This window comes from Sphingobium sp. HDIP04 (assembly GCF_000445085.1).
GTDB lineage: Bacteria > Pseudomonadota > Alphaproteobacteria > Sphingomonadales > Sphingomonadaceae > Sphingobium > Sphingobium indicum.
The window spans coordinates 36,834-50,291 of record NZ_ATDO01000082.1 but is presented as its reverse complement, the minus strand read 5'-3'; the positions used below and the strand labels follow the sequence as shown (position 1 = coordinate 50,291).

At 65.5% G+C, this 13,458-nt stretch carries 12 protein-coding genes; 7 read left to right on the top strand and 5 right to left on the bottom strand.

Annotation, left to right across the window (positions count from 1 at the left end):
- Positions 1–55: 55 nt before the first annotated feature.
- From L286_RS49315 to L286_RS34820, 4 genes are all read right to left on the bottom strand, one after another.
- Positions 56–1,312, bottom strand: a complete 1,257-nt coding sequence (locus tag L286_RS49315) for a TonB-dependent receptor domain-containing protein (protein WP_338010814.1) — start codon at positions 1,310–1,312, stop codon at positions 56–58.
- A gap of 48 nt (positions 1,313–1,360) precedes the next feature.
- Positions 1,361–2,944 carry a TonB-dependent receptor plug domain-containing protein gene (locus tag L286_RS49310; RefSeq protein ID WP_021223365.1) on the bottom strand — a complete coding sequence of 528 codons (1,584 nt, stop codon included), beginning with the start codon at positions 2,942–2,944 and terminating at the stop codon, positions 1,361–1,363.
- Between the two features lie 65 nt (positions 2,945–3,009).
- Positions 3,010–4,092, bottom strand: a complete 1,083-nt coding sequence (locus L286_RS34825; protein ID WP_020818683.1) for a phosphotransferase family protein — start codon at positions 4,090–4,092, stop codon at positions 3,010–3,012.
- Positions 4,089–5,327 (bottom strand): acyl-CoA dehydrogenase family protein, encoded by a 1,239-nt coding sequence (locus L286_RS34820; protein ID WP_021223364.1) that lies wholly within the window; start codon positions 5,325–5,327, stop codon positions 4,089–4,091. Before L286_RS34820 ends, L286_RS34825 begins: the two co-directional genes overlap by 4 nt.
- A gap of 182 nt (positions 5,328–5,509) precedes the next feature.
- Between L286_RS34820 and L286_RS34815 the strand changes: the two genes are divergently transcribed.
- From L286_RS34815 to L286_RS34785, 7 genes are read left to right on the top strand one after another with little or no spacing between them, the layout of a single operon-like run.
- Positions 5,510–6,217 (top strand): carboxymuconolactone decarboxylase family protein, encoded by a 708-nt coding sequence (locus L286_RS34815; protein ID WP_025161136.1) that lies wholly within the window; start codon positions 5,510–5,512, stop codon positions 6,215–6,217.
- A gap of 42 nt (positions 6,218–6,259) precedes the next feature.
- Positions 6,260–7,057, top strand: a complete 798-nt coding sequence (locus L286_RS34810) for an enoyl-CoA hydratase/isomerase family protein (protein WP_007682879.1) — start codon at positions 6,260–6,262, stop codon at positions 7,055–7,057.
- A gap of 3 nt (positions 7,058–7,060) precedes the next feature.
- On the top strand, positions 7,061–7,399 hold the full coding sequence (locus L286_RS34805; protein ID WP_020818686.1) for an EthD family reductase: 339 nt from the start codon (positions 7,061–7,063) through the stop codon (positions 7,397–7,399).
- Positions 7,392–8,186, top strand: coding sequence for an SDR family NAD(P)-dependent oxidoreductase (locus L286_RS34800; protein ID WP_020818687.1), 795 nt, complete (start codon positions 7,392–7,394; stop codon positions 8,184–8,186). The genes L286_RS34805 and L286_RS34800 overlap by 8 nt, the downstream gene beginning before the upstream one ends.
- Positions 8,164–9,705 (top strand): class I adenylate-forming enzyme family protein, encoded by a 1,542-nt coding sequence (locus tag L286_RS34795; protein ID WP_020818688.1) that lies wholly within the window; start codon positions 8,164–8,166, stop codon positions 9,703–9,705. Before L286_RS34800 ends, L286_RS34795 begins: the two co-directional genes overlap by 23 nt.
- A gap of 1 nt (position 9,706) precedes the next feature.
- Positions 9,707–11,776: a 3-hydroxyacyl-CoA dehydrogenase NAD-binding domain-containing protein gene (locus L286_RS34790; protein ID WP_020818689.1), complete on the top strand. Its 2,070-nt coding sequence runs from the start codon at positions 9,707–9,709 to the stop codon at positions 11,774–11,776.
- Entirely contained in the window at positions 11,773–12,789 is a 1,017-nt protein-coding gene (locus L286_RS34785) for an NADP-dependent oxidoreductase (protein WP_020818690.1), read from the top strand. Before L286_RS34790 ends, L286_RS34785 begins: the two co-directional genes overlap by 4 nt.
- 141 nt (positions 12,790–12,930) lie before the next feature.
- On the opposite strand, the gene L286_RS34780 is transcribed toward L286_RS34785, so the two are convergent.
- Positions 12,931–13,332 (bottom strand): DUF6766 family protein, encoded by a 402-nt coding sequence (locus L286_RS34780; RefSeq protein WP_020818691.1) that lies wholly within the window; start codon positions 13,330–13,332, stop codon positions 12,931–12,933.
- Positions 13,333–13,458 lie beyond the last annotated feature (126 nt).

The following is a 13,458-nucleotide window of genomic DNA, read 5'->3' as shown; positions in this document are numbered from 1 at the left end:
GCGGGCCTCCCCGAATTATCGAACTTCCCTCGCCGGTGGTCCGCTTGGCAATCCCTCAGAATTTGAAACGAACCCCCGCCGTGAGCGTGCGCCCGGCGACGTTGTAGAGCGTGAACAGCGTCGGATAGAGAAGGCCCGGCGCGGCGGCCGCGGCCACCAGCGGCGGCTTGCGGTCGAACAGGTTGGTGGCTGTCACGAACAGCTCCGGTTCTCCGCGGACGTCGAACTTATAGGATGCCGTGGCGTCGGTATAGAAGACCGGCTTGATCGCCGGGACAGCATAAAAGGACGTCGGATCGTTCTTGAGGTTGCCGATGGTCACCTTGCCGATCATCGATTCCTGCACGAACAGCGTCAGGCCGCCATTGGTGTAATTGGCGCTGAGCGTGCCCCTGAACTTGGGATAGGCATAGCCCGTCTGGCTGTTGACGCCATGGCCGGCATAATCGATCACCGGCGCGATGGAATTGGTCTGAGACTTGTAGCGGTCGAGATAGTTGGCGAAGGCGCGCAGCGCGAGTTCGCCATCGCCCAGCTTGGTTCGGTACGACATGGTGATGTCGAGGCCGCTGGTGCGCAGGAAGCTGATGTTCTGCGTGATGAGGCTCACCGAAATCGGATAGTTGGCGGGTGAGCGATCGCTGAACGGCAGCGGCCTTTCGATAAGAGCGCATGTCGGCGACGTGCCGTTCGACGTTTCGCACTCGTTGACGACATCGTTCAGCCCCTGCGTGGCGATGGCGCCCTTTATCTTGAGGTCGTAATAATCGACCGAAACGTCGAAGCCGGGCAGGAAACTGGGGCTGAGGACCACGCCCGCGGCGAACGTGTCGCCGGTTTCGGGATCGAGGTTGGGATTGCCGCCGCTGAATTGACGGATCGAACCCGGCTGGCCCGTGTGAGGGTCGTTGAAGTTCACCGGCGCGGTCTGAACGCCCGCGAACAGTTCGAACAGCGAGGGCGCGCGAATATCGCGAGAGCGCGTGACGCGGAACATCACGTCCTCAATCGGCTTGTAGACCGCGCCGACCTTCCAGGTCTTGACGCTTCCGCTGGTGCTGTAGTCGGTGAGGCGGAAAGCGCCGTTGAGGCTCAATTCCTCGGCAAGGGGCTGGCCCTTGAATATCGGAACCTGCGCTTCTGCAAACACCTCCTTCACATTCAGCTTGCCGAAGGCCGAGCCGACATTGGTGTTGTTGAAGCGGGTCATGCGATTGGCCGGAATGCCCCGCAGCCCGGTGAAGTCGATGGGCACGGCGGGATCGGAATTGGACGTCAGGTCCAGCTTCTGCTTGCGATATTGCCCGCCGATGGCGACCGTGACCGGGCCTGCCGGAAGCTCGAAAACGTCCCCGCGCGCCTACAGGACGAAGTCGTCGGTCGAGTTCATGGCGCGGTAGCGGGATACGCCGAGCACGGTTTGCAGATCGGCGGCGGAGGGCGTTCCCGCGCCGAAGACATTGAGCGGCGTGCACCCCGGATAGAGGCCGGGGTTGGTCAGCGTGACGCGGCAGACGATCGAACCGTTAGGTCCGCGAACCGCGTCCAGCGCCGCTGCCAGCTTCGGAATTTCCACCTGCGTCTGGGCGAATTTGGTGACGGACTTGCCATGGGTATAGTCGGCGGTGATGTTCCATCCGCCCAGGTTCCACTCAAGGCCGCCATTGATGAGATAGGCGTTGGTCGCCTCCCGCGTCGGGATCGGTCCCTGCTCGGCGATGAAGCGGAAGACGGTGAAGTTGTCATTCGGCCCCATTTGCGCCTGGACCGCCGGGTCCAGGAAGGCGTTGCCGCTGAAGAAGCGGAAACCCAGCACGGACTGGGCCTGCGTGTCGTAGCTGGTGACGCTGCGCGAGTAGCTGCCCTGGACATGCGCCGTCAGCCCATCGGTCAGGTCGTAGGCCAGCCGGCCAAAGCCCTGGGTCGTCGTCAGCGGCGCGATCAACTGGTTGAAGCCGGGAATGTAGAGGCCGTCGCCGCCCACATTGGTGCCCGGCGTGCCGGTCGGCGTGCCGCGCTGTATCGGACGCACCGCGCCGCCGGGCAGGAAGATAGTGTTGACGAGCGCGGGCACCGTGCTCGCCGTGATGATGCCGTTATTATAGTCGTTCGTCGTGAAGCGCAGGTTCGGCAGGAAGATGAACGGATTTGCCTCGCGGCCCGGAGCGGCGGTCGATCCGGGGACCGAACCCACGGCCGCATAGGCGTCGTCACCGTAGATGCGCGCGCTGCGCTTGATGCCATCGCTGTGAAAGCGCTCGACCGAGGCGAGGACATGACCGCGATCGCCTGCAAAGCTCATGCCCCCCGCAATGCCGATGCGGTAGTTGCCAAGGTCGCCGCGGGTGGACACGCCGCGCTGCGCGACGCCCTTCACCCCGGTGAACTTCTTGTCGAGGACGAAGTTCACCGCGCCGCTGACGGCGTCGGAGCCGTAGACGGCGGATGCGCCGCCGGTCACGACGTCGACCCGCTGGATCAGCAGTTGCGGGATCGTGTTGACGTCCACCGCGCCGCGGAATGTCGTGGGCGGCACGCGGATGCCGTCGAGCAGGATCAGCGCCCGCGTCGGGCCGACGCCGCGCAGGTTGAGCAGATTGCCATGCTCGCCGCTGTTGCCCTGCAACTGGCTGTTGGATTGCGGGCTGACGGAGTTGGCGAATTGCGGCAACTTGTTGATCGCGTCGGCAAGGTTGGTGGGGGTCGCCTTCTCCAGCTCCGTGGTGGGCGCGACGGTGACGGGCGTCGGCTGGTTATAGCCGTCGCGCACGACGCGCGTTCCGGTGACGATGATGTCTTGCGCGGAAGGCGCGCCGGCATCCTCCGCCGACTGCGCTTCGGCCGTTGCCGTCGCCGCCGTTTGCGCATGGGCCGGCACGATGATCCCGGCAAACGCGCATCCCGAAAGGAGCGCTACTCGGCCAATCTTGAACCTTGTCATCATCTCTCTCCCTCTGATTAGGGCCATTTTGTCTTTCGCCCAGAAATCTCTTCCATCCTGTGAGCAGATCAGCGCGCGCCAGCCTCCTGCGCCGCCAGCCAGGCGGCCTTGGCGAGCGGTTCGATCCGCGTGACGATGTCGCCGGCATTGCTTGCTGTCTGCACGCCGTCGCGCGCCCGGCCGGCTATGCCCTGCAAAATGGCGGCCACCCGGAACAGGTTGAAGGCGCGGTAGAAGGGGTGCGTCGGATCGCCGCGAAGGCCGGTCCGCTCGCAGTAGCGCCGGGCATAGTCTTCAGCGGTGGGAATGCCGAGCGCGGCAAGATCAGCGCCGCGCAAGGTTCCGCGCACGTCCACGCCCTCCGGCCTGAACCACTCCATCATATGATAGGTGAGGTCGCCGAGCGGATCGCCCAGAGTCGACAGTTCCCAGTCTATGACGGCGGAAACGCGCGGCTCGGTCGGGTGGACCAGCAGGTTATGGAAGGAATAATCGCCATGGATGATCGTGGTGTGTTCTTCTGTGGCTGGAATCGCGCCGGGCAGCCAGTCTATCAGCCGGTCCATCTCCGGGATGTCGCGGGTGCGCGAGGCATCATATTGCCGCGACCAGCGCGAAATCTGCCGCGCGAAATAATTGCCCGGCTTGCCATAGTCGGCAAGCCCGAGCGCCGCGAAGTCGACCAGATGCAGGCGGGCAAGCGTTTCATTGGCGGAATCGTAGATGGCGGCGCGCTCCGCGCGGTCGAGGCCCGGCATGCGCGGATCCCAGAAGCTGCGGCCCGGAACGTAGCGCATCACATAGAAGATGCTGCCGATCACATCTTCGTCCTCGCAGAGCAGCAGCGGCGCGGCCACCGGCAGGCCGGCTTCGTGCAGGGCCATGGTGATGCGATATTCGCGATCCACCGCATGGGCGGACTTCAGCAATATGCCCGCGGGCTTGCGCCGCAGGACGTAGCTTTGGTCCTGCGTCGACAGAAGGAAGGTCGGGTTGGACTGTCCGCCCTCGAACCGCTGAACGCGCATGGGTCCGGAAAAATCGGCGATCCGGCCCGCCAGATAAGCGGCAAGACGGGTCTCGTCGAACGCACTGTTGACGGCGACATCGACCGTCGATCCGATCGTCGCGGCGGGCTGCGCGGTACTCACGACGCTGCGCCTTCCGCATATTTGGCCAGTTCCATCCGGGCGAGCTGGCGTTCATGGACCTCGTCGGGTCCATCCGTCAGGCGCACGATGCGGGTGTTCGCCCAAAGTTCGGCCAGGCCGAAATCGTCGCTGACGCCGCCGCCGCCATGCGCCTGGATCGCATCGTCGACGATCTGCTGCGCCATTTTGGGAGCGGCGATCTTGATCATCGCGATTTCGGCGCGGGCAGCCTTGTTGCCGACCGTGTCCATCATATGTGCCGCCTTCAGGCACAGCAGGCGCGCCATCTCGATCTCGCAACGGGCGCGGGCGATCCGTTCCTCCCAGACCGAATGTTCGGCGATCGCCTTGCCGAAGGCCCGTCGCGAAAGGAGGCGCCGGCACATCTTCTCCAGCGCGACTTCCATCGTCGCGATGTTGCGCATCGTGTGGTGGATGCGCCCAGGGCCAAGGCGCCCCTGCGCGATCTCGAAGCCACAGCCTTCGCCGAGCAGCATATTCTCCGCCGGCACGCGGACATTCTCCAGCGCGACCTCGAAATGCCCGTGCGGGGCGTGGTCGTAACCGAAGACGGGCAGATGCCGCACAAGCGTCACGCCGGGCGTGTCGCGCGGCACCAGGATCATCGATTGCTGCCGGTAGGGCGCGGCATCCGGGTCGGTCTTGCCCATCAGGATGAAGAAGTCGCAGCGTGGGTGGCCCGCACCCGACGACCACCATTTCCGGCCGTTGATGACATAGTCGCTTCCGTCGCGGCGAATGTCGGTCTGGATGTTCCGCGCATCGGAAGAAGCGACGGCCGGTTCGGTCATCAGGAAGGCGGACCGGGTCTTCCCGTCGCGCAGCGGCACCATGAAGCGTTGCTTCTGCTCGGCCGTGCCATAGCGATGCAGCACCTCGAAATTGCCGGTGTCCGGCGCCATGCAGTTGAACACCTCGCTGGCGAAGGAAATCCGCCCCATCAGCTCGGCGATCGGCGCATATTCGACGTTGGTCAGGCCGACGCTGGTGAAAAATTCGTCGTCATGCTCAGATGGCGGCATGAAGATGTTCCACAGCCCCGCCTGCCGCGCCTTGTCCTTGAGTTCGTCGAACACGGGCGGGATCTCGGTCCAGCGGTCGATCGCGGCGGACTGTTGGTGATAGACCGGAACGGCAGGAACGATATGCTCCTCCATGAACGCCCTTACGCGCTCCATCCATTCCCTGGATTTGGCCGACTGTTCGAAATCCACGCATCCGCTCCAGATATGCCGCCGGATTCGAGCCGGCCTGCTCATGTTATAATACTCACCCGACCGATCGGTCGAGTGATAAGTAGTCGACCGACTGGTCGGCTGTCAAACTGGTCAGGAGAGAAATTTTTGGTTGACGCCCGACCAGTCGGTCGATCATCTGGATCGCAGGAGAGCAAGCGATGACGAACAGCCCACTCATGGAAGTCGCCCTGTTGCGGTGCTATGCGCCGTACACGCTTGCAGGATATGACATTTTCCGATCGGTGATCGAGTCGGACGGCGCGGTGCCCGCTCGTCTGAAAGCGCTGTTCGCAGCGGTGGCTGCCGTCGATCGCCGCCATTTGTCCCTGGCGCGCCGGGAACTGGAACGCGGCGTAACGCTGGGCCTGACATCGAAGGAGGCGACCGCTGGCCTCATCGTGCTGTCCAGCCTCCGCGGCGAGGCTGCGGCGCTCGATTTCGCGCAGATCATCAAGGAGAGTTTCGGCGACGCCCAGGCGCCGGACCCGCAACCCCTGCCCAAGGCGGCGGAGGGAGAGGCGGAAGCCAATTTCCGGGCCTATTGGGCAGGGAACATCCCGGCGCCGCTCGGCGCGTTAATGCGCCTGGCGCCAGAAGCGGCGGACGCCTATTATCTCATGCGGCGGGGCAGCATCGACGCCAACCCGCTGTCCGCCAAATATGGCGAACTGCTCCTGCTCGCCATATTGGCGGCCGGATACAGTCCCATGGCCGCGACCCATGTGCGCGGCGCGCGCAATGCAGGCGCGAGCGACGAGGAAATTGCCGAAGCGGTGCTCTGCGCCATTCCGTCGGCGGGGATCGCCGCCTGGATGGCGGTGGGCGGCATGCTTGCCCCGCCCGAAGAAGGCGGCATCGCCCGCTGAAAACGACCGATCTTTTCACATCTTTGCCAAGGAGAGAGTTACATGGAACCGGAAAAGGACGTCATCCAATATGAAGTGGCCGATAACGGCATCTGCACGATCTGGCTCAACCGTCCCCATGTGAAGAATTGCGTCAGCCCCCAGCTTCTGCGTGATCTTGAAGCAGCGGTGGACAAGGCGGCCGAGGACGATTCGGTGCTGGCCGTCGTGTTCCGCGGTCGCGGCCACACCTTCTGCGCCGGCGCGGATCTTGGGCAGCTTGTGGGTCCGGTGCTGCACGAAACCAGCACCTCGCTTCAGCTCGCGATCGACTCGGCGCGCACCTATGACAAGATCTACAACATGAAGAAGCCGACCATCGCCTGCGTCGAGGGCTATGCGGTTGCCGGCGGGTTCGAGCTTTTCATCTCCTGCGACTTCGGCATCGCCGCCGACGACGCCAAGATCGGCGACTTCCACATCCGCCGCGCCTTGTTCGGCGGCGCCGGCCCGATCTATCGCCTGCCGCGCTATATCGGCATGCGCAAGTCGAAGGAACTGATGCTGACCGGCAAGCTCTTGTCCGGCAAGGAATGCGTCGAATGGGGTCTGTGCAATGCCTCGGCGCCCAGCGACCAGTTGGAGCAGTTGATCCAGGATTTCTGCGCGCCGCTGATCGACAAGAGCCCCTTCTGCATGTGGATGACCAAGATGGCGGTCAATCGCGGCATGGACGCCGACACCAATTCGCTCATCACGCTGGAGACGATGACCTGCAACGTCGTGCATCACTCCGCCGATGCGAAGGAAGGCGTCGCGGCGTTCCTCGAAAAGCGCCAGCCGGTCTGGACGGGCAAGTAAACCATGGCGGTCAGCATGGTCGTCCTGGCCAGCCGGCCGCAGGACTGGACGCAGGAGCAGTTCACCAGCTGGTGGCGCGGGCCGCATGCCGACGCCGCCAGGGTGCTGCCGGGGCTGATAGCCTATCGGCACGGCGCGGTGACGAAGGATTATGACAATCCCGAAGCGCCGGGCTGGGACGGTCACGCCGTGCTGACCTTCGCCGACCAGGCGGCGCTCGACGCCGCCTTCGCCTCGCCCGAATGGAAGGCGGCGACCGCCCAGACGAAGGGCATGGGCGGTCGGCGCATCATCCTCATCACCGATGAGGTCGATCTGCTTGCCGGAGACGATCATGGCTGACTGGAACCCCGGTTTCACCGCCGCGCAATTCCGTCTGGACGGCAAGCGCGCGCTCATCACCGGCGGACGCGGCGCGCTGGCCGAAGCCATGGCCGCGACGCTGGCGGACCTTGGCTGCGCCGTCGCCCTCGCCTCCCGCACGGAGGCCGACTGCGCCGATCTGGCGGCCGGCATAGCCGAGCGGTTCCGAGTTCCGGCCGTCGGCCTTTCCTGCAACATCGCCGATGAGGCATCAGTGGAGGCGGCGGTCGCGGGAACGATCGACCGGCTGGGCGGACTCGACATCCTCATCAACAATGCAGGCGCGTCCTGGTGGGGACTGCCGCAGGACATCCCGCTCAAGGGCTGGCAGAAGGTGATGGACGTCAATGTGACCGGCACCTTCCTCGCCTGCCGCCACGCCGCGCGCCATATGATCGCCCAAGGTGGCGGCGCGATCGTCAACATCGCGTCGGTCGGCGCATTCCTGTCCTACCAGCCGGACGCGGGGCAGGTCGTCCCCTATACCACCAGCAAGGCGGCGATCGTCCACCTGACGAGCGATCTCGCCGCCCAATGGGCCGGCCACAACATCCGCGTCAACGCCATCGCGCCGGGCTCCATCGAGACCGGGATGACCGAAACGCTCGATCCCGCCATTCAGGAAAGGACGCGGGCGGGCATATTGATGCGCCGCTTCGGCCGCCCGGAGGAGGTGGCGGGCACGCTCGCCCTGCTGGCGTCGGACGCGGGCAGCTTCATCACGGGCCAGACCTTCCTGGTCGATGGAGGCCAATCCCTTGCCTGAGGAGCAAAGCCATCCGTCGTTCGAATGGGATGCCGAGCGGCTCTGGCCGCAATTCGCCCGCCGTGCCGACGCCCAACCGGACGCGCTTGCCCTGGCGGATTGCGACGACCGCCTGTGGAGCCGGGGGGAATTGCGGGAGCAGGCGATTGAAATCGCGGCCTTGCTGAAAGGGGCAGGCGTAGAGCCGGGCGACCGCGTCCTCGTCACCGCGCACAAAAGCCCCGCGACAATCGCCACGGCGCTCGCCATATCGTCGCTGCAGGCGATCTTCTGCCCCGTATCGCCAAAGCTCGGAGCGGGCGACCTTGCCTTGCTCGAATCCTCGCTCGGCCATGTCGTCAAGGTGAGCGGAGCCGGCAGCGCCCTGCCCGATATTTTCGCTGCTGTCGGCGGACGATCGAGCGACCCCCGCGATCGCGACACCGCGCTCATCGGCTTCACCTCCGGCAGCACCGGCGTGCCCAAGGGGGTGATGCATGGCCCCGAAGCGCTGAACTATGCGACCCGCGCCTGCGCAGCCATAGCGGGCCTGCAACCGGACGACGCGATCCTGGGCATCGTCCCGCTCGACAGTGCGCCCGGCTTCACCTTCACGGCGCATTTCGCGCTGTCATTGGGGCATCCGCTGGTGCTGGTCGATCCCTGGGTGCCCGCCGAAGCGCTGCGGCGGGCCGAACGCTATGGCTGCGGCTGGGCGATTGCGGTGCCGACGCATCTTTTCACGATGGTGGAGGCCGCCCGGCTTGGCGAATGGACCGGTCGCCTGCCGCTTCGCGCCATGGCGGTGGGCGGCAGCGCGATGACGCCGGAACTGATCGAGGACGCCGACCGGCTGCTTGGCCTCAAGGCGCTGCGCATGTTCGGCATGTCCGAATGCATGGGCCATGCCTCCACCCATCCGTCCCATTCGTTGGAGCGCCGTCAGCTTTTCGACGGCATCCCCTTTCCCGGCACGCAGGAGGAGGCGTTCGACGCCGATTTGCGCCCCCTGCCGCGCGGCAGCCGGGGTCAGGCGGGCGTGCGCGGCCCCTCGCTGTTCCTGGGCTATGCGCAGGGCATGGGCGCGGGGCAGGAGCGCATGACGCCCGACGGCTTCTACCTGACCGGCGACGAGATCGTCCGCGATCAGGACGGCTTCGTCCGCGTGGTCGGCCGCATCAAGGACCAGATCATTCGCGGCGGATTCAACATCGACCCGGCGGAGGTGGAGGCAGCGCTGCTGCGCCATCCCGCCGTCGCGGAAGTTGCGGTGGTCGCGGTGCCCGAACGCAAACTGGGCGAACAGGCCTGCGCCGTCTGCCGGCTGCGCACGGATGACGGGAGCATCGACCTGCCCGCGCTGCTCGACCATCTCTCGCAGCAGGGTTTGTCCCGCAAGAAATGGCCCGAACATCTGGTGCTGGTCGAGGCGATGGCCGTCACCGCCACCGGCAAGCTCGACAAGAAGGCGATGGCCGCCATCGCCGTGGAGGAGGTCGCCCGCAGGCGCGCGGAGCCGCCCACCAGACAGGACGCATGACATGAAGAAGACCGCAACCAGCGTCGTCGTCGACGGCGTCGCCCTGATCACGCTCGACAATCCGCCGGTGAACGCGCTCTCCGCGCCCCTGCGGCAGGGATTGCAGGCCGGACTCGAACAGGCGTTCGGCGACGAAGAGGTTGGCGCCATCCTGTTGCTCTGCGCCGGCCGGACCTTCATCGCCGGCGCGGACATCACCGAATTCGGCCAGCCCTGGCGGCCGCCATCCTTGCCCGACCTCTGCGCGATGCTGGACGATGCGCCCAAGCCCGTCATCGCCGCCATTCACGGCACGGCGCTTGGCGGCGGTTTCGAACTGGCGCTCGCCTGCCACTATCGGGTGGCGGCGCGGAGCGCGAAGGTCGGCCTGCCGGAGGTGCATCTGGGCCTGCTCCCCGGCGCGGGCGGCACCCAGCGCGTGCCCCGGATCGTCGGCGCGGAGGCGGCGCTCGAAATCATCACGTCGGGGCGGCAGATCAAGGCGGCCGAAGCCCTTTCGCTCGGCCTGGTCGATGCCGTGGTCGACGACGCGGCCTTGGCGGAAGAGGCGCTGGCCTTCGCGCGCCGCGTCGTGGCCGATGGCGGCGCGAAACCGCGGACACGTGACCGGGCTGACGCGCTCCAGGCCGATCGGGATCGCCCGGACCTGTTCACCGCCTTCGCCGCCGCACATGCGCGCCGGTTCAAGGGCTTCGTCGCACCCGCCGCCATTATCGAGGCCGTCGAGGCGGCAGTGACCCTCCCCTTCGAGGAGGGGCTGGCGAAGGAAACCGCCCTGTTCGAGCGGCTGGTCGCCAGCCCGGAGTCCGCCGCCCAGCGCCATGTCTTCTTTGCAGAGCGGGAGGCGGCCCGCGTTCCCGACATCGGTCCCGACATATCCGCGATCGACATCCGGTCGGTCGGCGTCATCGGCGCGGGCACGATGGGCGGCGGCATCACGATGAACTTCCTGAACGCGGGCATCCCCGTCACGCTGGTCGAAACCAGCCAGGAAGCGCTGGATCGCGGCATCGCCACCATCCGCCGCAACTATGAGGCGACGGCCGCCAAGGGGCGGATGACGGCGGAGCAGGTGGAACAGCGCATGGCGCTGATCTCGCCCAGTCTCGACCTCGCCGCGCTTGCCGAGGCCGATCTCATCATCGAAGCCGTCTATGAGAGCATGGACGTCAAGACGGATATCTTCGCCAGGCTCGACCGGATCGCCAAGCCGGGAGCCATCCTGGCGTCCAACACCTCCTTCCTCGACCTCAATCACATCGCTGCGGCGACCAGCCGGCCCGAATGGGTCGTGGGTCTCCACTTCTTCTCGCCCGCCAATGTCATGCGCCTGCTGGAGGTGGTGCGAGGCGCGGCAACGTCCAAGCCCGTGGTCGCGACGGCGATGCGGCTCGCCAAGCGGATCGGCAAGGTGGCGGTGCTGAGCGGGGTGTGCGACGGCTTCATCGCCAACCGTCTGCTGGCTCCGCGCGGCGCCCAGGCCGAAGCGATGATGCTGGAAGGCACGCCGATTGCGGAGATCGACCGCGTGCTCGTCGATTATGGCTTTGCCATGGGCCATTTCCAGATGATGGATCTGGTCGGGCTGGACGTCATCGGCCGGAACGCGACGGAACGGACCGTGATGGGCGATCTGGTCGCCGCCGGTCGGCTGGGCCAGAAGCGCGGCGCGGGCTATTATGATTATGACGAGAAGCGGCGCTCGCGTCCTTCGGACGTGACAGGCAGCCTGATAAAGGAGGTGGCGGCAGCCCGGGGCGTCGCGCATGCCCCCACGTCGGGCGACGAGGCGCTGCTTGCGCGGCTGCTCTATCCTGTCGTCAATGAGGGCGCGAAGATCCTGGAGGAAGGCATCGCGCTGCGCGCCTCCGACATCGATATAGCGGCCGTGCTGGGCTATAACTGGCCGGTCTATCGCGGTGGACCGCTTTTCTGGGCCGATCAGGTGGGGCTGGACCGGATCGTCGTGGAGATGCGCCGGCTTGAGGCGGTGCATGGCGAAACCTTCCGCCCCGCGCCGCTGCTCGTGCGGCTGGCGGAGGCGGGGCGGCGGTTCGGCGACGGGTCGTGACCCTCAATCGCTCCTGGGTGCTTGCGCAAAGGCCCGAAGGCACGGTGCGGGCCAGTGACTTCGCCTATCGGGAGCAGGCATTCGACATGCCCGCCCTGCAGGAAGGCGACATTCTCGTCCGCACGCGGATCATCTCCTGCGCGCCGACGATCCGCAACTGGCTGAACCCGCCCGAACGCAGCTATCGCGGCGCGATCGGCATCGGCGATCCGATCCGGGGCATGGCGGCGGTCGAAGTGCTGGCGTCGCGCCACCCGCGCTTTGCGGTGGGGCAATGGTTGACGGCGGTCGCGCCCTGGCAGGACTTTGCCGTCCTGCGTCCGGACGAGGCTGCCGTCCCCGTCACGCCAATAGAGGCTTGGATGGATCCGGTCGACGCGATGACGCTTTATTCGCCCAACAGCCTGACCGCCTATTTCGGCCTCTTCGCGGTGGGGGAGCCAAAGCCCGGCATGACCGTGCTCGTATCCGGCGCGGCCGGATCGGTCGGCGCGATGGCGTGCCAGATGGCCCGCATCGCTGGCTGCCGGGTCATTGCGGTGGCGGGCGGCCCGGAAAAATGCCGTTGGCTGAAGGAGGATGTCGGGGCGGAGGTCGCCATCGACCACCGCTCGGCAGACCTCCCATCGGCCTTGAAGCATGCCAGTCCCGACGGCATAAACATCTTCTTCGACAATGTGGGCGGCGACGTGCTGCAGGCTGCGGTCGACCGGATGGCGCCCCATGGCCGCATCGTGCTTTGCGGACAATTGGCCGCCTATGATTCAAATGAACCGGCCGCCGGACCCAGGGATATGATGAAGCTGGTCTATGGGCGAATCCGGATGCAGGGCTTTGTCGTCGGGGACTATGCCGACGACTATGCGTCCGCGATTGCATCGATACGACAATGGGAAGCTGAAGGGCGGCTGCGCAATCGTTATGACGTGCGCGACGGGTTCGAGCGCATACCCGACGCGTTCGTCGACATTTTCAACGGGCGCAATGCCGGAACACTGATCGTCCGGATCTAAATCCTCGCGCTTCGCGAGAGACATGCCCACTCGAAAATCTGCCCTGTCCGTAGCGCTTGAGGTCCATGCCCGCCCGGAATTTTGGTCGCTTGAGGGCCTGAAATCTCGTTCCGTCATTTCTCGTCAAGGCGAATGCGCAATTCACTCGTGCCCGACATCATGTGCATGCGGTTGGGCATGGCCATGGGTCCGGAGATAGCGTTCGTCGATGGCGGCGATCATGGCCCCGGCCTTTTCGCCGCCGACGAGCTTCATCAGCTCATCGACCTTCGCCTCCAGACGATCGTCATTTTCCTTTGAGGCCGGCGATCCAACATACAGGAAATAGGCCAGGCCAACGACCTGCCAGATCAGTTGGAGGAATTCCGACTGCCAGTTCTCGAATGTGTCGCGGCCCATCTCGACCAGATAGCTGCCTACCTCGACTAGCTGGCCGTGCTCTCGAGCCTCGTCGACGAACGCGTACCAACCGAAAATCCAGTGAGCGGCGATCGAGACCAGGAAGAACAGGGCTGTAATCCAGCCATAGGCGTAGCGCTTCATCAAACAGGCTCCTCGCTGGCAAGTGGTCCCGTAACTCCGGGAGGATTGTTGCTCATCAGTAACGCAGATGAACTGGATGGGTTCATCGTCCAGCGGAGAAGCGCGGCGGCAGGCTGCGGGTTCAAC

Bases quoted from the DNA above. Each gene is read 5' to 3' on its own strand.
- L286_RS34780 (WP_020818691.1), bottom strand. From the start codon at position 13,332: ATGAAGCGCTACGCCTATGGCTGGATTACAGCCCTGTTCTTCCTGGTC.
- L286_RS34810 (WP_007682879.1), top strand. From the start codon at position 6,260: ATGGAACCGGAAAAGGACGTCATCCAATATGAAGTGGCCGATAACGGC.
- L286_RS34795 (WP_020818688.1), top strand. From the start codon at position 8,164: ATGGAGGCCAATCCCTTGCCTGAGGAGCAAAGCCATCCGTCGTTCGAA.
- L286_RS34815 (WP_025161136.1), top strand. From the start codon at position 5,510: ATGACGAACAGCCCACTCATGGAAGTCGCCCTGTTGCGGTGCTATGCG.
- L286_RS34800 (WP_020818687.1), top strand. From the start codon at position 7,392: ATGGCTGACTGGAACCCCGGTTTCACCGCCGCGCAATTCCGTCTGGAC.
- L286_RS49310 (WP_021223365.1), bottom strand. From the start codon at position 2,944: ATGATGACAAGGTTCAAGATTGGCCGAGTAGCGCTCCTTTCGGGATGC.
- L286_RS34805 (WP_020818686.1), top strand. From the start codon at position 7,061: ATGGCGGTCAGCATGGTCGTCCTGGCCAGCCGGCCGCAGGACTGGACG.
- L286_RS34790 (WP_020818689.1), top strand. From the start codon at position 9,707: ATGAAGAAGACCGCAACCAGCGTCGTCGTCGACGGCGTCGCCCTGATC.